17 protein-coding genes, 1 other RNA gene and 2 pseudogenes are annotated in these 17,342 nt (G+C 62.3%); 12 read left to right on the top strand and 8 right to left on the bottom strand.

The genetic code is table 11. The features are described from left to right. Window positions 1–5: 5 nt before the first annotated feature. The 3 genes from BMW89_RS01710 to BMW89_RS01700 all read right to left on the bottom strand — a co-directional run bounded on the left by BMW89_RS01710 (window position 6) and on the right by BMW89_RS01700 (window position 1,996). Window positions 6–767 carry a tripartite tricarboxylate transporter TctB family protein gene (locus BMW89_RS01710; protein WP_092022061.1) on the bottom strand — a complete coding sequence of 254 codons (762 nt, stop codon included), beginning with the start codon at window positions 765–767 and terminating at the stop codon, window positions 6–8. A 96-nt stretch (window positions 768–863) separates the two neighbouring features. Then, the gene (locus BMW89_RS01705) at window positions 864–1,394 is read right to left on the bottom strand and encodes a chromate transporter (protein WP_092022059.1); all 531 of its coding nucleotides are present in this window, start codon (window positions 1,392–1,394) and stop codon (window positions 864–866) included. Continuing rightward, a complete protein-coding gene (locus BMW89_RS01700) occupies window positions 1,391–1,996 on the bottom strand; it encodes a chromate transporter (protein ID WP_092022057.1) in 606 nt (201 codons plus the stop codon). The genes BMW89_RS01705 and BMW89_RS01700 overlap by 4 nt, the downstream gene beginning before the upstream one ends. Before the next feature lie 95 nt (window positions 1,997–2,091). Between BMW89_RS01700 and ssrA the strand changes: the two genes are divergently transcribed. The 9 genes from ssrA (at window position 2,092) to BMW89_RS01655 (ending at window position 11,537) form a co-directional block, all read left to right on the top strand. After that, window positions 2,092–2,465: a transfer-messenger RNA gene (gene ssrA, locus BMW89_RS01695) on the top strand. A gap of 115 nt (window positions 2,466–2,580) precedes the next feature. Then, entirely contained in the window at window positions 2,581–3,099 is a 519-nt protein-coding gene (locus BMW89_RS01690) for an SspB family protein (RefSeq protein ID WP_092023307.1), read from the top strand. A gap of 89 nt (window positions 3,100–3,188) precedes the next feature. Next, window positions 3,189–4,622, top strand: a complete 1,434-nt coding sequence (gene fumC / locus BMW89_RS01685) for a class II fumarate hydratase (protein ID WP_092022055.1) — start codon at window positions 3,189–3,191, stop codon at window positions 4,620–4,622. 278 nt (window positions 4,623–4,900) lie between these two features. Then, a complete protein-coding gene (locus BMW89_RS01680) occupies window positions 4,901–5,089 on the top strand; it encodes a DUF4169 family protein (protein ID WP_092022053.1) in 189 nt (62 codons plus the stop codon). After that, complete coding sequence (locus BMW89_RS01675) at window positions 5,086–5,337, top strand: ribbon-helix-helix domain-containing protein (RefSeq protein ID WP_092022051.1); 252 nt, start codon at window positions 5,086–5,088, stop codon at window positions 5,335–5,337. Before BMW89_RS01680 ends, BMW89_RS01675 begins: the two co-directional genes overlap by 4 nt. Window positions 5,338–5,454: 117 nt before the next feature. Beyond that, on the top strand, window positions 5,455–5,730 hold the full coding sequence (locus BMW89_RS01670; RefSeq protein WP_092022049.1) for a FeoA family protein: 276 nt from the start codon (window positions 5,455–5,457) through the stop codon (window positions 5,728–5,730). Between the two features lie 37 nt (window positions 5,731–5,767). Beyond that, the gene (feoB, locus tag BMW89_RS01665; RefSeq protein ID WP_092022047.1) at window positions 5,768–7,639 is read left to right on the top strand and encodes a ferrous iron transporter B; all 1,872 of its coding nucleotides are present in this window, start codon (window positions 5,768–5,770) and stop codon (window positions 7,637–7,639) included. Window positions 7,640–8,328: 689 nt separating this feature from the next. Further along, window positions 8,329–9,840, top strand: coding sequence for an ATPase domain-containing protein (locus tag BMW89_RS01660; RefSeq protein ID WP_092022045.1), 1,512 nt, complete (start codon window positions 8,329–8,331; stop codon window positions 9,838–9,840). Further along, window positions 9,837–11,537 (top strand): response regulator, encoded by a 1,701-nt coding sequence (locus BMW89_RS01655; RefSeq protein WP_092022043.1) that lies wholly within the window; start codon window positions 9,837–9,839, stop codon window positions 11,535–11,537. Before BMW89_RS01660 ends, BMW89_RS01655 begins: the two co-directional genes overlap by 4 nt. Window positions 11,538–11,554: 17 nt before the next feature. Here the strand turns inward: BMW89_RS01655 and BMW89_RS01650 are convergent, their stop codons facing one another. From BMW89_RS01650 to soxC, 4 genes are read right to left on the bottom strand one after another with little or no spacing between them, the layout of a single operon-like run. Further along, entirely contained in the window at window positions 11,555–11,869 is a 315-nt protein-coding gene (locus BMW89_RS01650) for a hypothetical protein (protein WP_092022041.1), read from the bottom strand. A 21-nt stretch (window positions 11,870–11,890) separates the two neighbouring features. After that, the gene (locus BMW89_RS01645; protein WP_092022039.1) at window positions 11,891–12,361 is read right to left on the bottom strand and encodes a DUF302 domain-containing protein; all 471 of its coding nucleotides are present in this window, start codon (window positions 12,359–12,361) and stop codon (window positions 11,891–11,893) included. Beyond that, window positions 12,358–12,915: a c-type cytochrome gene (locus BMW89_RS01640; RefSeq protein WP_092022038.1), complete on the bottom strand. Its 558-nt coding sequence runs from the start codon at window positions 12,913–12,915 to the stop codon at window positions 12,358–12,360. Before BMW89_RS01640 ends, BMW89_RS01645 begins: the two co-directional genes overlap by 4 nt. Then, window positions 12,902–14,173: a sulfite dehydrogenase gene (gene soxC, locus BMW89_RS01635; RefSeq protein ID WP_092022036.1), complete on the bottom strand. Its 1,272-nt coding sequence runs from the start codon at window positions 14,171–14,173 to the stop codon at window positions 12,902–12,904. Before soxC ends, BMW89_RS01640 begins: the two co-directional genes overlap by 14 nt. Before the next feature lie 174 nt (window positions 14,174–14,347). Between soxC and BMW89_RS01630 the strand changes: the two are divergent. Together BMW89_RS01630 and BMW89_RS01625 are read left to right on the top strand one after the other, a co-directional pair. After that, window positions 14,348–14,548: pseudogene (locus BMW89_RS01630) on the top strand (hypothetical protein); the annotation flags it as partial. A gap of 110 nt (window positions 14,549–14,658) precedes the next feature. Beyond that, window positions 14,659–16,434 carry a B12-binding domain-containing radical SAM protein gene (locus BMW89_RS01625; protein WP_092022034.1) on the top strand — a complete coding sequence of 592 codons (1,776 nt, stop codon included), beginning with the start codon at window positions 14,659–14,661 and terminating at the stop codon, window positions 16,432–16,434. Between the two features lie 132 nt (window positions 16,435–16,566). On the opposite strand, the gene BMW89_RS01620 is transcribed toward BMW89_RS01625, so the two are convergent. After that, window positions 16,567–17,052 (bottom strand): YkgB family protein, encoded by a 486-nt coding sequence (locus tag BMW89_RS01620; protein ID WP_092022032.1) that lies wholly within the window; start codon window positions 17,050–17,052, stop codon window positions 16,567–16,569. A gap of 140 nt (window positions 17,053–17,192) precedes the next feature. On the opposite strand from BMW89_RS01620, the pseudogene BMW89_RS01615 reads away from it, so the two are divergent. Then, window positions 17,193–17,315, top strand: a pseudogene (locus tag BMW89_RS01615) (SDR family oxidoreductase); the annotation flags it as partial. Window positions 17,316–17,342: the final 27 nt, after the last annotated feature.

The raw sequence follows: 17,342 nt of genomic DNA, 5'->3' as shown, positions 1-17,342 counted from the left end.
CACCCTCACTGAACCAGGAAACGCGGGAACATCGGCATCGGCAGCCCGAGCACGTAGGGGAAGAGCAGCGCGCAGCCGAGCGTCAGGCAGGCGCCGACGATGATCGCTTCGACCCAGCGCGTCTCATGCGTGCCCATCGCCGCGAGCAGGAAGCTCACGAACGCCGTAACCACGACCCCAAGCGGACGAATCGCCAGGGCAAAGAAGACGATCGAGATCATCACGAACAGCGGCCCGCGCCAGGAATAATGCGCCATCGCCGGCCCGTCGACCAACAGCCCCGTCAAAGCGATGCCGGCGCCAAGTGCGACCAGGAGCCCGCCAAACATCCGCGGCGCCGTGCCCGCCCCAAACGAGAAGCCGCGCATGCCCTGCAAATCGCTCGAGGCCCACAGCGCGAACAGAGCGAGCGCCATCAGAACGATCCCGCCGACATAGTCCTGTGCCGACCTGATCGTCATGAACAGCGTGAGGATCGCAACTGCAAACAGCGGATAGGAATAGATCAGCGCCAGCAGCACATCGGATGACGCCTTCTTGGTGTCACCACCGATCGCCCCGATCAGCGCACTGGGCGCGCCGGCCAGCAGCGCCGTGGCATGGCTGATCACGACGGTGGCCGGACCGCGCCCGGCGCCCCAACCAAAGATCGTCCCGAACGACCAGATGAATTCAAAAATCTGCGGCGCTATGGCCAGCAGACAGAAGCTGATCGCCACCGACGTGTTTCGGGTGGCAGTCGCCGAGTGGCCCATTGTATCGGCCATGCATGTCTCCTCCGCGACCTGTAAGTCACGAGCACTGTTGTTCTAATCGGCTGGAAAAAGGATCCCCCCGCCCGGCCCACTGCCTAGCGATTTTCATTACACAATGCCAGCAAAACCCAACAGGCCCCCAGCGAGCAAAAGCCACAGCGGATTGATGCGCGAGATGGATGCGACAACTGCAACCGCCGCGGTCAGAAGCAGTGCAACAAAAGTCCGATCGGTGGACTGGGCGAGGATCAGGGCGCTGGCTGCCATCAATCCGATCGAAAGCGGAACCAGTGCAGCCTGAATCAGGGCGGGCCAGCGCGATTGGCTGGGCCGGCTCAGGAGACGGCTGACATAATAGGCAAGCAGCGCCGTCGGCAGGCACATCGCCAGCGTTGCCGCCAGCGCGCCGGGGATGCCGGCGACGGCATAGCCGATTAACGTCACGATAAGCACGTTTGGACCTGGCGAGAGCTGCGCGATCGCATAGGCGTCGGCGAACTGCTTCTCGGTCATCCAGTGATGCACATCGACCGCGATGCGATGCATCTCAGGCACCGCCGCCGCGGCGCCGCCGACGGCGAACAGCGACATTAGACCAAAGGTGGAGATCAGCGCCCAGATCGGGCTCTCGCTGTTCATGCTGCTACCTTCCGCCGCATCACGTAGGTGACGCCGATGCTGACGGGGATCGCGACCAGCAGCACCGCCTGGAGCGGCAGGCGGAGCACGCCGATCGCCACGAACACGCCGAGCATCAGGACGATCACGACGACGTCCATCCGCTTGAGCAACGGCGTCATCATGCGGAAGACCACCGCAATCAAGAGGCCGACCGCGGCGCAGGAGATGCCTGCCAGAATACGACGCAGCACCTCCACATCGCCGAACCGGGCATAGATGATCGCGAGCACGGTCATGATCAGCGTCGGCGGCAGCAACAGCCCGGTAAAGGCGGCAACCCCACCCGCGATCCCCCGCAGCCGCGAGCCGAACACCATCGACAAATTGACGATGTTGGGTCCGGGCAGGAAATGGCAGAGCGCAAAGGTCTCGTTGAACTCCTCCGCCGTCATCCAGCGGTGCTGGTCGACAATGGCGTGCCGGGCAAACACCAAAACCCCGCCGAAACCGGCCAGCGACATCCGGGCAAAGGCCAGGAACAGCGCGAGTAGGCCGGGCGGTGGGGCATGGGCGGCGGGGATATCCGGCTCTTGCGCGGCCGGTGCGGAATCCGGGGACATGTCAGGAGCTTAGAACGCAGGCCGCTTCGGGGCCAAGGTCATATGGATCGCCGTTCGGAACCTATCCCAAGGGAACCGCAGGCCTCCGCTCGAAACACCTGTCATTTGAAACCTTTGCCCCCTATATTGGGGGTGCCGGTTCGCCGGCTATGGAAATAAACGGTCGTCGTAATAAACCATTCGGACCCGGGGGCGGTACCCGGCGCCTCCACCAAAGCTCATCGACAAGGGGCTTGGCCCACCGAAAGGTGAGCTTCGGCGGGGGCGAAATAGGATCGACGAGGGCGTAAAGGGCGTTCTTTTTCTCGGTATTGTTCCGCCGTTATCGGGCTATGCAATAGTTGCCAACGACAACTTTGCTCCGGTTGCTCAGGCTGCGTAACGCAGTTTGAAAAACCATTCTGAAGTCCTAACGGGTTAAGCTCCGTTAGGCGGGGTTCGGAGGCACCTGGCAACAGAAGCCTCCACTTACCTCTTAATTTCCTTCCCGGCGGGGACTCCTGCTGACCCGTCAGGCGCGGTACTATTGCGGCTTGGCGAGTCGGGCCGGCAGGGCCCAACTCCTGGAATGCGACAGGACCACGATAGTGACCGATCATATCCGATACGATGTGCTGGCCCGCGACGCCCTGCGCGGCGTGCTGCGGAAGGTGCTGACCGATGCGGCGTCCCATGGACTGCCGGGCGAGCACCATTTCTTCATCACCTTCGTCTCGAAGGCCGAGGGCGTGAAGATTTCGCCGCGGCTCCTGGCCCAGTACCCGGAAGAGATGACGGTCATCCTCCAGCACCAGTTCTGGGATCTGACCGTGCTCGAGGACCGTTTTGAGGTCGGCCTGTCGTTCGGCGGCATTCCGGAGCGGCTGATCGTGCCGTTCAGCTCCATCAAGAGCTTCCTCGATCCCTCGGTGAAATTCGGCCTCCAGTTCGAAACCTCCGATGTCGCCGACGCCGCGCCCGAAACATTGCCGGCCGCTCCCGCGCCGTCGGCCATAGCGGTGCCCGCACCCGCCACTGAAGCGGCGGACGGCGCCGACGAGCCGACCGCGCCGAACCAGGGCGGCGCCGAGGTTGTGCGGCTCGATCGTTTCCGCAAGAAATGATCTAGGTTGGGCCCGAAGCCGTCGCGCCGGGCCAAACTCTCTATATAGAGAAGCACATGACAGGGCCGCGCGGCGTTTCGTGCGGCAGAATGGATGTGCTCATGGCCAAAGCTGCCCGCCCAAAGACCGCTCCCTCCGCCACCCGCACTGAGACCGACAGTTTCGGACCCATCGAGGTCCCCGCCGATCGTTATTGGGGGGCGCAGACCGAACGCTCGCGCCAGAACTTTCGCATCGGCACGGATCGCATGCCGATCTCACTCGTGCATGCGCTCGGCATCGTCAAGCTTGCGGCCGCGCAGTCCAACCTCGAGCTCGGCCTGCTCGATCAGCGCCGCGCGAACGCGATCATCCGCGCCGCGCGCGAGGTGATCGAGGGTAAGCTCGACGACCATTTCCCGCTGGTGGTGTGGCAGACCGGCTCGGGCACCCAGAGCAACATGAACCTCAACGAGGTCATCGCCAACCGTGCCAATGAGCTCTTGGGCGGCGAGCTCGGCGCCAAGAAGCCGGTGCATCCCAACGATCACGTCAACATGAGCCAGTCGTCGAACGACTCGTTTCCCACCGCGATGCATATCGCGGCCGCAAGCCGCATCAATGCCGATCTCGTCCCTGCCCTCGGTGAGCTGCTCCGCGCGCTGCGCAAGAAGGAAAAGGAGTTTGCCAGGATCGTGAAGATCGGCCGCACCCACACCCAGGATGCCACGCCGCTGACGCTCGGCCAGGAATTCTCCGGCTATGCCGCACAGGTCGAGAGCGGCATCGCCCGACTGAAGGTCGCAGTGAAGGACATCTATCCGCTGGCGCAGGGCGGCACCGCCGTCGGCACCGGCCTCAACTCCAAGCCGCGCTTCGCAAAACTGTTCGCAAAGCACGCTGCCGGGATCACGAAACTCCCCTTCACCAGCGCCGCCAATAAATTCGAGGCGCTGGCCTCGAACGACGCCTATGTGCTGGTCCACGGCGCCGTCAATTCGGTCGCAACGGGCCTGTTCAAGATCGCCAATGACATCCGCCTGCTCGGCTCGGGCCCCCGCTCTGGCCTCGGCGAGCTCGTTCTGCCGGAGAACGAGCCGGGCTCGTCGATCATGCCGGGCAAGGTCAATCCGACGCAGTGCGAGGCGATGACCATGGTGTGCTGCCAGGTGTTCGGCAATCACACCGCCATCACGGTCGCCGGCAGCCAGGGCCATTTCGAGCTCAATGTCTACAAGCCCGTGCTGGCCTACAACATGCTGCACTCGATCCGCCTGATGGCGGATGCGGCGCGCTCCTTCACTGAGCATTGCGTCAGCGGCATCCGCGCCGACGAAAAGCACATCAAGGAGCTGATGGAGCGTTCACTGATGCTGGTGACGGCGCTCGCGCCGAAGATCGGCTACGACAACGCCGCCAAGGTGGCGAAGACCGCACACGCCAACGGCACCACGCTGAAAGAAGAAGCGCTGCGTCTCGGCTTCGTCTCCAGCGACGAATTCGACCGCCTGGTGCGACCCGAGAAGATGACGCGGCCCGGGTGAATTCCGAATTCCGATAGTCATCCGTAATGATACGGAGCCCTGAGGCTCATAAATATAAGGCTTAAAGGACAGGATTTGATTACCGTCAATGTTGCGGCGAGGCGGCATGTTACGCACGGCCTCTCCGCCCTTGACGGGGCTAATTCATCGTTTGATGGCCCGAGCGGCCGATTGACGAGGACGAGCGAATGGCGATCAAGTCTTGTGGGGCGCAGCATGGCGCTCTGTTTCTGAATGTTTCATCCTGCCTGAGGAGGATCGGATGATGGAGACGCGGCATGGGGAACGTCATCAGCCTGAATCGTTTCAGGAAGCGCACCGAGCGGGAAGCCTCGGCGAAGCAGGCGGACGTCAACCGAACGAAGTTCGGCCGCACGAAGGCGGAACGGTCGGCGGAGGAGACGCGCGCGGACAAGGCGAAGGCGCACCTGGACCAGCATCAGATCGATCACGAGGACCAGTCATGAAGTCGCCCGTCGTGAAACGATCGATCGTGGTCGCCGGCCACAAGACCAGCGTCAGCCTGGAAGAGGCGTTCTGGAACGGCATGAAGGAGATCTCGGGCCTGCGCAACATGACGCTGTCCGAGCTGGTCGGCGAGATCGATGGCGCCCGCCAGCAGGGCAATTTGTCCTCGGCGATCCGCCTGTTCGTGCTCGACTACTTCAAGAGCCGCGCCATGGCCGCCATCCAGGCGGACAAGGTCCCGGCCTAGTCGCCGTCGGGGCGCTTTGCCCACGGCTTCGTGATCTGCACTTTAAAATCACTCTAAGGTGCAGCTTCGGCGTGCCAGCGCGCTTGACCTCAATGCCCTGCGTTGAAAATACAGGGCATGACCGATATCCATGACACGCGCCGCGAGATGCCGCTGGGCCTGGCCCAGCGCGGCTATACCGGAATCATCCAGCACCTCTCCGCCAAGGACGCGGGCTCGGCGCTCTCCGACATCGAGCTCGAGAGCCGGCTGATCGAGCTCGGCTTCGTCGAGGGCGCCCGGGTCGAGGTCCTGCACGAGGGGCTGGTCGGGCGCGACCCGATCGCCGTGCGGGTCGACAACATCACGATCGCGGTCCGCCGTCGTGAAGCCATGGCCATTATCGTCGCTTAGATTGCGACCGGACATCTGATCCCAGGCCTTTAAAAACATGGAATTACCCTTGCTGCATCTCGCCCTGGTCGGCACGCCCAACAGCGGCAAGACCTCGCTGTTCAATGCCCTGACCGGCAGCCGGCAGAAGGTCGCGAACTATCCGGGCGTCACCGTCGAGCGCAAGGAAGGCTTCTTCGTCACGCCCCTGGGACGCCAGGTCTCGGTGGTCGACCTGCCCGGCACCTATTCGCTGCGCGGCCGCAGCCCTGACGAGGAGATCACCCGCGACTTCGTGCTCGGCAAGGCCTCCGGCGAGACCGTGCCCGACCTCGTGCTGTGCGTGGCCGATAGCACCAATCTGCGCCTGACCATCCGCCTGCTGCTGGAGCTCAAGCGCACGGGACGGCCGATGATCCTCGTGCTCAACATGTTCGACATCGCCAGCCGCCGCGGCATCACGGTGGACGTCGAACGGCTCGCCGGGGAGCTCGGCGTGCCCGTGGTCACCTCGATCGCGGTGCGCAAGGGCGGCACGGCCGACCTGCTGGCGCTGACGGATGACATTTCGGCAAAGCTCGCCGCCGAGCCGCAGGAGAACAATTGGCACGCGCTCAGCGTCGCCGAGCTGCGCGCCACCCAGCGCGAGGCCGACCGCATCATCGGCGACTGCGTCAGCCTGCCTGCTCGCCCCGACACCTGGACCGCGCGGATCGATGCCGTGGTGCTGCACCCTGTCGGCGGCCTGATCGTGCTTGCGCTCATCCTGTTCGTGATGTTCCAGGCGGTGTTCGCCTGGGCGCAGCCGCTGATGGATCTGCTCAACAACGGCTTCGACGCGCTCGGCGAGTTCGTGCACGCCACCCTGCCCGCCGGCCTGTTGCAGAGCTTCCTTCAGAACGGCGTGATCTCGGGCGTCGGCAGCGTCATCGTGTTCCTGCCGCAGATCATCATCATCTTCCTGTTCATCCTGCTGCTGGAAGATTTCGGCTACATGGCGCGCGCAGCGTTCCTGATGGACCGCATCATGGGCGGCGCCGGCCTGCACGGCCGCGCCTTCATTCCGCTGCTGTCGAGCTTTGCCTGCGCCATTCCCGGCATCATGGCGACGCGCGTGATCGACAACAAGCGCGACCGGCTGACCACGATCCTGATCGCGCCGCTGATGACCTGCTCGGCGCGCATTCCGGTCTACACGCTGATCATCTCCGCGTTCATTCCCGCCAAGGACGTCTGGGGCTTCATCAACCTCCAAGGCCTCGTGATGTTCGGCCTCTACGCCACCGGCATCGTCAGCGCGCTCGCTGTTTCGTTCCTGATCAAGTTCTTCATGCTGCGCGACTTTGCGCCGGCGCCGTTCATGCTGGAGCTGCCGGACTACAAGATGCCGCAGTTGAAATCGATCGCACTCGGTGTCTACACGCGGGCCAAGATGTTCCTCCATCGCGCCGGCACCACGATCTTCTCGATGATGGTGCTGATCTGGTTTCTGGCCTCCTTCCCGCAGCCGCCCGCGGGCGCCACCGAGCCCGCCATCGACTTCAGCCTCGCCGCCATCATCGGCAAGGCGATCGAGCCGCTGCTCGCTCCGGTCGGCTTCAACTGGCAGATCGCGGTCGCGCTGATCCCGGGCATGGCGGCGCGCGAGGTCGCGGTCGCGGCGCTCGGCACCGTCTATGCGATCGAAGGCGGCAAGGAAGCGGCCGAGCAGATCGGCTCGGTGCTGGCGACGAAATGGTCGCTCGCGACCGCGCTGTCGATGCTGGCCTGGTACATCTTCGCCCCGCAATGCGCCTCCACGCTCGCCGTGATCCGGCGCGAGACCGGAAGCTGGGGATGGATGGCGGCAACCTTCACCTACATGCTGGTGCTGGCCTATGCGGCGAGCCTCGTGACGTACAACGTCGCGGTGGCGCTCGGGGCGGGGTAGTCCCTCTCGAAACTAAAACTGCGAAAACAACCCCATGCACAGTAGACGGGGCTGTGAAATCAATGGCTTACGCGGGTGAAAAATGATCCTGCCGTAGCCGGATGGAGCGCGGCGCAATCCGGGCTACGGGCTGGTTGCACCGTCGGGCAAAACACTGGCACAATGCCATCATCGGCAAAGCGGGTAAGCCGGCCAGCGAAATCTAGGGAACTTTTCCGCGTATCCTTCGTTAACTCGACATTCCACGGATACGGTCTCAATGGGCAGAGCGTCAGACGAATTGCGGGACAAGGCGCGCAGAGCAGAGCGTCTCTCCACCACCATCGGCAGCATCCAAGACGCGAGAAAGCTCCGCGACCTCTCGAAGCAGTTCGATGCGGAGGCTGATGCGCTGGATCGTAGAACCGAGAAGCGAGCTGGTTAGCCGGGCCACAGGCTTGTGGCGCTTCCCCAAGTGAGATTGATCATCTTCTTGACCTGAAGACTTGTAGCACCCGCATCCGGCTGCGTTGGGCTGAAACGCCCCCCGCAACAGTGGATTTGCGCACATGGTCGGCGCATGGAACTCGGCGACCCCAGTGGCGTTTCTCCGAGAGTGTTTCTTTCGGTCCAGGCTCGGACCGTCAGCCTATCCACCGATGCTGGACGAGCAGCGCTCCTGTGTGGAGAAGCGTCAGGGGGTTTATTCAATGAACAGTACGTCCGGCACCGCCGACGACAGTGAGCTTGAAGATTCGCGGATCTCGACAGGCAGCGACGGACTGGATGACATCCTGTGCGGAGGCTTCGACGCCAACCGGATGTACCTCTATGAGGGCAGGCCCGGCACCGGCAAAACCACCATGGCGCTCCAATTCCTGCTGGAGGGCGTCCGTCGTGGCGAACGCGTGCTCTACATTTCCCTGTCCGAAACCAAACGCGAACTCAACCTGGTGGCGCGGCGGCACGGCTGGTCGCTCGAAGGCCTCGACATCTTCGAACTGGTTCCGCCGGAGACGACGCTCGATCCGGAGCGCGAGCTCACGGTCTTCCAGCCCGCCGAAATGGAGCTGACCGAAACGACCAATCTGATATTCAAGGAAGTCGAACGCATCAATCCCACCCGCGTGGTCCTCGACAGCCTGTCCGAACTGCGCCTCCTCGCCCAGAACCCGCTGCGTTACCGGCGCCAGGTTCTCGCCCTGAAACATTTCTTCACCAAACGCAATTGCACGGTCATTCTGCTCGACGATCTTTCGTCGTCCCAGGATGACGTGCAACTGCATTCGATTGCCCACGGCGTGGTGATGCTCGAACAGCTTGCGATCGACTACGGATCGGAGCGGCGACGGCTTCGCGTGATCAAGATGCGCGGCATCAGGTTTCGCGGCGGATTCCACGATTTCACGATCGAAGCCGGCGGCCTGAATATCTTTCCCCGGCTGGTCGCCGCCGAACATCACACGGCGTTTCTCGGTGAATGCACTCCCAGCGGCAACGCCGAGCTCGACCAGCTCCTGGGCGGCGGCCTCGAGCGTGGCACGAACGCGCTCCTCATTGGCTCGGCCGGAGTCGGCAAGTCGTCCGTTGCACTCACTTACGCAACAGCGGCAGCGAAACGTGGCGAACATGCCGCCTTCTTCGCGTTCGACGAAGGTCGCGGCACGGTCGAAGCACGCGCCCGAACGCTGGGCCTGCCTCTCGAACAATATGTCGAGTCCGGACATATCCGTTTTCAACAGATCGACCCGGCAGAGCTTTCGCCAGGGGAGTTCGTCGCAAATGTGCGGAGGAGCGTCGAAGTCGACGGTGCCCGCGTCGTCATCATCGACAGTCTGAACGGGTACCTGAACGCGATGCCGGACGAGCGGTTTCTCATCCTGCAAATGCACGAGCTGCTGAGCTATCTGGCGCAGCAAGGCGTGATGACCATTTTGATACTTGCTCAACATGGGCTTGTCGGGGCGATGGATTCGCCACTCGACATCAGCTATTTGAGCGACGCCGTCATCATGCTGCGCTATTTCGAGATGAGCGGAACAGTTCGGCGCGCCTTGTCGGTTGTCAAGAAGCGCAGCGGCCATCACGAGCATACCATCCGCGAGTTCAGCCTCAGCGGCGCAGGCATCAAGCTCGGCCCGCCGCTCCATGACTTCAGCGGCATCTTTTCCGGCAATCCGCATTACACCGGTGCGGCGATGCCGGAAGGATCCACCGGATGAGCGCCGATCGGGATCAACAGATTCTCATATTCGCTCCGATCGGACGCGACGGACCGGCTTCCGCCGAACTTTTCCGTAGTGCGAAACTCCCAGCGATCAACTGCCGGAATCTCCCTGATCTCGTCAGCGAGATGAACGCCGGGGTTGGCACCGTTTTTCTTGCCGAGGAAGGTCTGTTCGGACAGGACACGACGCCGCTTGCGCAATGGATCGAGAGACAGCCGCCGTGGTCCGACCTCCCCTTTGTCATCCTCACCAGCCATCGTGAGCAGCCGGCCGTCGTCGCCTGGCGCCGCGGCATCGTCGCCCTCCTCCGCAATGTTTCGCTGCTCGAACGGCCGGTTCAGCCGATCACGCTGACCAGCGCGATTCAATCGGCGATGCGGGCTCGGCGGCGACAATATGAGATCCGGGCCTTGCTGGAAGCGCGCGAGCAGACGGCCCAGCAGCTCGAAAAACTCGTGGTCGAGCGCACCCGGGCGCTCGAGGAAGCCAACGAGCAATTGCGACTCGAAATGAACGAGCGCACACGGGTCGAGGAGACGCTCCGCCAGGCTCAGAAAATCGAAGCCATTGGCCAATTGACCGGCGGGGTGGCGCATGACTTCAACAATCTGCTGATGGTCATTTCCGGTGGACTCGACATGCTCGACCGTCAGTCGGACCCTGCCCGCCGTCGCCGCTTGATGGACGGAATGGTGCAGGCCGCACAGCGTGGGGCCAGCCTGACCAGGCAGCTTCTTGCGTTCTCCCGCCGCCAGACGCTCCGGCCGGAGCCCGTCGACGTGGCCTCGCAAATGGGCGGCATGCGCGAATTGCTCGATCGCAGCCTGAGAGGCGACGTTCACGTCGAGTTCGACTTTCCGGACACGCTCTGGCCGGTGGAGGTCGATCCCGGCGAGCTCGAACTCGTGATCCTCAACCTTGCCGTCAACGCCCGCGACGCTATGCCCAATGGCGGCACGATCGTTGTGCGAGGAGAAAACCTGCCCGACCTGAATGACGAGCAGATCGCCGGGGACTACGTGCGCCTGTCCGTCGTCGATACCGGCGTCGGCATAGCGCCGGAGATCCTGTCGCGCGTTTTCGAGCCGTTCTTCACGACCAAGGAGATCGGAAAGGGCTCGGGCCTCGGGCTTGCCCAGGTCCACGGATTTGCGACCCAGTCACGGGGTGCGGTCCGCATTCGATCGGAAGTCGGCAAAGGCACCAGCATCGAACTTTATTTGCCGCGATCGCTCAGCGTGCCTTCCAGAGAGCGCCACCTCATCGATCTCAACATGGTGCGGCCGAAAAAGAACAACCACGGCCGAATCCTTCTGGTCGAGGACGACGACGAGGTTGCAGCACTGGTGAGCGAGATGCTGGGACAGCTCGGCTACGACGTGACGCACGCTGCGAGTGGCGCCGCCGCGCTTGGTGCCCTGGCCGACGGCCGCGCTGTCGACCTGGTTTTTTCGGATATCATGATGCCCGGCGGAATGAATGGGGTCGAGTTGGCGCGGGAAATCAAGAGACGGCGAACCGACTTACCCGTCCTCCTGACCAGCGGATACTCCGAGGCCGCAGTTCATGACGCTGAATTGGCGGGTGTCCAGATTTTGCCGAAACCCTATCATATCGACGAACTGGCCGCGGCGCTCAGCGCGGTGAAGGCGGAGCGCGACACGGAGTCCAAGCGATCTCACCGGCGCTGATATCGCCCGGCCCCTCATCAAGAGCGGCCGGGTCCATCCTCCGCATCGCTCTCCGGCTCCGGGATCAGCACCGCGGGCTCGTCATAGCCTTTGCGACTGCTGTAAAACACCAGCGCCATCAGGCCGACGCCGACGATGAGCGAGAACACGACGCCGAGCACAAGCGCGACATAGCCCGACGCCGGCACGCTGGTGTCCGTGCTGGTCCAGCCGAGATAGCCCAGAACGCACGCGGCCACGAGCATCCCGCATAACAGCGCGATGACGAGCCATCTCGCGAGCTTGCCGCCTGACGGAGCGGATGGTGCCTGTTGCAGGTCGGTGCTGTTCATGGAGCTCTCCTCAAGCGCGCGCTACGGTGCAGTCGCCTTGGTTGCGATCGCATTCAGGGCGCCGGTCATTGCGGCAATCGCGGCGTTGGCCGGCTCGCCGACACCATGACGTCCCGCGACATAGGCCGGGTCGTTGTAGGACAGAAAGGTCGCGCCTTGCTCGTCCTGCCAGACCAGCGCCTTCAGCGGCAGGTCGATGCCGGCAGTCTGCGCCTGCTGCATCAACGGCGTGCCGCCCTTGGCGTTGCCGAAGATCAGCAAATCAGTCGGCCGTAACGTCAGCCCCACGGCGGCGGCGCCCGCGGCATGATCGACATGGGCAAACACGGTGAGGCCCTTCGCCTTCACTTCGGCCTCCAGCCGCTTCATGGTGTCTTCGGGCCCGAAACTGCTCTTGATGGTGATGAGTCCGTCCGTAGCCATGGCCTGTGTCTCCCATAAACATAACACTACGATCAGGGCGAGGATCTTGATCAGCGCCGAAATCCTCATCGTCGCCGCTCACTTTTCCGGAATAGTTTGGTCGGATCGAATTCCGGCTCCGGAATGAAGCCGTCGCGATTGGGCATCTTGATCTTCGGCAGGCTGTCCTTGTCGACCTTGCCGTCCGCGGCGACAATGCCATTCAGGCTGAGGATGTAGGCGGTGACTGCGTAGGTCTCATCGGTGCTGAGCGAGCCCGGCGTCGGATACGGCATCGCGCGACGAACATAGTCGAACAAGGTCGTCGCATAGGGCCAGAAGCTGCCGACGGTCTTGACCGGCATGTTGGAGGCGAGCGTGCCCTGTCCACCGGCGAGGCGATCCTTGATGCCGCCCTGGCCGTTGTCGCCATGACAGGCTGCGCAATTGTCGGCAAAGATCTGCTTGCCCTGCATTGCCGTACCACTGCCGTCAGGCAAACCCTTGCCGTCCGGACCGACGTCGATGTCCCACAGCTTGATCTCCTGCGGTGTCGCCGGACGGCCAAAATCGAAGGCCAGTGCGGGTGCCGCGAGCAGGGCGATGGCCAGCACGCCCGTGAGAACCAACTTATGCGAGGACATTGCGAACCCTCCCGGCCTCGTCGATGCTCCAGGTCTGCTGGGCGTTGTAGTGAAACAGCGCATTTGTCCCCATCGCGGCGATGAAAGACTGCCGGTCCGGCTGAACATTGCCCTGATCGTCAGCCGAGCGGCTCACGATCTTCGTCGGCTTGCCGTCCCACTCCCAATCCATCTGGAAACGCACCTGGGCCTTGGACAACACCGGCTGGCTCAATTGCGCTTGCTTCCAGGTCTTCGCGCCGTCGGTCGAAATATCGACCTTGGCGATCTTGCCATGGCCGCTCCAGGCAAGACCTGAGATGCGGTTATAGCCCGGCTGGATCTGCATCATGCCGGAGGGCTGCGTGATGACGGAGTTGGTTTCCATCCTCAACTGGAATTGCCGCGCCTTGCCGTCGGCCAGCAACTGCGTGTAGCGCGCGGTCTCCCAGCGCGTCATCCAGGGCGCGTTGCCGAATTTGAGGCGGCGCAGCCATTTGATGTTGAGATTGCCCTCGAAGCCCGGCATCACCAGCCGCATCGGAAAGCCGTGCGCGGGCCGCAGCGGCTCGCCGTTTTGCCCATAGGCGACGAAGGCCTCGTTCACGATCTCGTCCGTGAGGGGAATGCTGCGGTCGACGCCGGCCCCATCGCCGCCCTCCGCGAGCATCCAGCTCGAGGCCCTGTCCTTGGCGACGAGGTCGATCAGGAATTTGAGCGGCACGCCGGTCCACTCGTTGGTGCTGACGAGGCCATGCGTGTTCTGGACGGTGATGTCTGGATCGGCCTTCTTCCAGTTCTCCCATCCGTTGCCGGTGCATTCGATGAACACGATTCGCGAGATCGACGGCATCCTCTTGAGATCATCGACGCTGAGGACCAGCGGCTTCGAGACCATGCCATGGATGAGAAGCCGGTGCTGCGCGGGATCGATGTCGGGCACGCCGGAATGGCTGCGCTCGTAGTGCAGGTCTGTCGGCGTGATATTGCCCACCAGCTTCTGATGCGGCGTCTTGGAATTGATGGCATCGCCGGGGTCGATGTTGCGCTTGCCGGGGGTCGACTCGGGAATGCGATCAATCTTGGCGAACCGGGATCGCTCGCTGTGAGCACTCAGATCGGCGCCGGGCCCGCGATCGGGGATTTCGGCCAGCGTTTCGGCGCCGGCCGCCTCAGTCGCGACCGCACTTAGGACACCGGCCGACAGGCCTCCCACAAAGCCGCGGCGCGAAACATTTGCCGATCGTGGCAGCAATTCGATTTGCGTCCTGGACGTCATGCGATCTCCCGTCGATAATCGTGTTTTTTGAAAATGCCGGCCGATTTCATGCCGCGACATTGGCCCGACGCCGCACAAATTGCTCGTTAGGTTGTGTTAGAAATCATGAGCACCAGTGAGCTCATTCGACCGTGCCTCAAGCAAGGCTATCAGGCGCAGATACAACCGTCACCGCTGAAACTGCCGTCGCTCATTGGCCTCGTCTTTGTCGCACATGGCGCGTCGCGCCGCGTGCTGGAGAAGGCGAACTATTTTCTCGAGAAGACCACGACACATCACGGCGAGGACGTCGTGATCTACCGCATCCGGCGGTGGGAGGCCCAGGCGTGTCGGATGGGCTTCGCTGCGCTCTACCCATCCTACGGACCGTCCTGAAGGGCTAACCGGCCATCAAGGCCTGCATTTGAACCGAAGCGGACACACACTGTCGCAACACAAATGACCGAAACGTGCTAGCTAAAGGGGTCTAGAACGGGAAGTGACCCATGTCTGCTTCGGCCCTACCCCCCAAACGCCGATTCCAGCTGGTGCTTATAAAACCGTCACATTATGGCGAAGATGGCTATGTGATCCGGTGGTGGCGGGCGACAATTCCCTCGAACTCGCTCGCCAGCGTCTATGGAATTGCCCAGGATTGCCTGGCACGTCGCGTGCTGGGACCCGACGTCGAGATCGATATCGAGGCGATCGACGAATTCAGCACCTGGGTCGACATTCCACAATTAATAGGACGCTTTTCGGGGCACGACAATTTCGGTGTTGTCATGCTCGTCGGCGTGCAGTCGAACCAGTATCCTCGCGCGCTCGATATTGCCCGTCCGCTGCGCAAAGCCGGCATTCAGGTCGCGATCGGCGGCTTTCACGTCTCGGGTTGCCTGGCGATGCTCGACGGCAGCGCGGTCGATCTGGACGCCGGCCGTGCCATGGGCGTTTCTCTGTTTGCCGGTGAGGCGGAAGGTCGCCTCGATATCGTCCTGCACGACGCCGTGGCCCGCCAGTTGAAGCCGACTTACAATTTCCTCAACGACTTGCCAGGCATTGACGGCACGCCGACGCCTTTCCTGCCCGTTGAAAACGTGCGGCGGACCCTGGGCCTGAGTACCAGCTTCGATGCCGGACGCGGCTGTCCCTACCAATGCTCGTTTTGCACCATCATCAATGTGCAGGGACGCAAATCGCGTTTCCGGTCGCCCGACGATGTCGAGGCGCTGGTCCGAAGCAACTGGAAACAAGGTGTCTACAAATATTTCATCACCGACGACAATTTTGCGCGCAACAAGCATTGGGAGGAAATCCTCGATCGCTTGATCTGGCTGCGGGAATCCCAGGGCATTCCCCTTGGGCTTCTGATCCAGGTGGATACGCTTTGTCACAAGATCCCGAATTTTGTCGAGAAGGCGAAACGCGCGGGCGTGACGCGCGTGTTCATCGGGCTCGAGAACATCAACCCCGACAATCTGCTGGCGGCGAAAAAACGGCAAAACAAGATCACCGAATATCGCCAGATGCTTCTGGCCTGGAAAGACCAGGGCATCCTCACGCTCGCGGGCTATATCCTGGGATTCCCCGCCGATACGCCCGAGTCGATCCGCAATGATATTGAAATCATCCAACGCGAGCTGCCGATCGATATCCTCGAGTTCTTTTGCCTCACCCCGTTGCCAGGCTCGGAGGATCACAAGACGCTCTGGACCGCCAAAATCCCGATGGATCCCGATCTCAACAATTATGACCTCGAGCACGTCTGCACCGCGCATTCCCGCATGTCGCAAGACCAGTGGAAGGCGATCTACCGCGATGCCTGGGCACTGTACTATACGCCCGAGCACATGAAAACGCTGCTGCTCCGCGGCGCAGCGACCGGTGTCAATCTGAGCAGCCTGGTGAAGCTGCTGCTGACGTTCTCGTTGACGCAAAGACTCGAGCAGGTCCATCCGCTGCAAAGCGGGGTCTTGCGCTTGCGTCATCCCTCCGAACGACGTCCGGGCCTGGCTGCCGAGAGCACGCTGTTGTTCTGGCCGAAGCTGATTTTTGAGATTGCACGCAAGACAGTCGTCACGATCGCTGCACTGTCGCGTCTCGCCGTTCTGGGCATTAAAATCTCCCGTGATCCCAACCGTCTCGCATACAGGGATCGTGCCCTGTCGCGCAGTGATGATGATGACGAAGGTGGGCTCGAGTTGCTGACGCAGACTCTAAGCGCAAAGCAGGCCGCTGCGCACCAGAAGAAGGTGTTCGAGCTCACACATCGACCGGGATGATGACGCTCACGCGAGGACGGTCGATCGGCCCAAACTGCATGTCTGGCGTTCAGCCCGCAGGATGGGTAGAGCGCAGCGAAACCCATCACGCCTCAACACGCCGGGAGTCAATGATGGGTTTCGACCCAACGCTCAGCCGGTGCGCAGCCGGGCGACCGATTGCGGCAGGGAGGCGAGAAACAACACGGCACAGACGCACAGCAGGACGATATCCTTGAACAGGAATTCGCCGGTCAGATTCCATGCCATTGGATCGGTTGAAAGGCTCCATGTGACCACGCCGGGCGTCGTGAAGAAGAACGACCATGTGATCGCGAAGGTCACCATGCCCATCAATGAGCCGAGCGCGGACAGGATCGGGTTGAAGCTGCCGGCCGCGAGCAGCGCGGCAATCACGAATTCAGCGACACCGAGAAAATAGGCCTCTCCCCTCAGGCCGAACACCGACAGCCAGGAGGTGAATGGACTGTTGATGATGAACTGGACGATGCCCTGTGCCGATTGCAGCGTGAACTTCTGCATTCCGAACGATACGAATATGATCACCATGACCCAGCGGAGAATGGCGAGCGGACGATAAGAACCGCCACCGTTCTCAGCGATATTGAACCCTTTCATACGAAAATGCCTCCCCGGATTGTGCAACCAGCAGCTTGCGAAATACGCTCGCTGAAGGCTGTACGCAGAGGAGCTTCGCTCGTTACCTGCATCCGCAGGTTCGTTAGGTCACAGCTGCGTGCGATGCGCGTGTTCGCGCCATGGCACTGGGCCGGTATGGCGCGACGGACGACATCGCCAATGCCGTGGCGTTCCTGGCGAGCCCGAAGGCCAAGTACATTACCGGCACGACATTGACCGTCGACGGCGGCGCGAACGCCTAGAGGTCGGAAGAGCAGGCGGCCGGGCCA

The sequence above is a fragment of the Bradyrhizobium sp. OK095 genome (assembly GCF_900109945.1).
Classification (GTDB): domain Bacteria; phylum Pseudomonadota; class Alphaproteobacteria; order Rhizobiales; family Xanthobacteraceae; genus Bradyrhizobium.
This window is presented reverse-complemented; position numbering and strand designations above follow the sequence as displayed.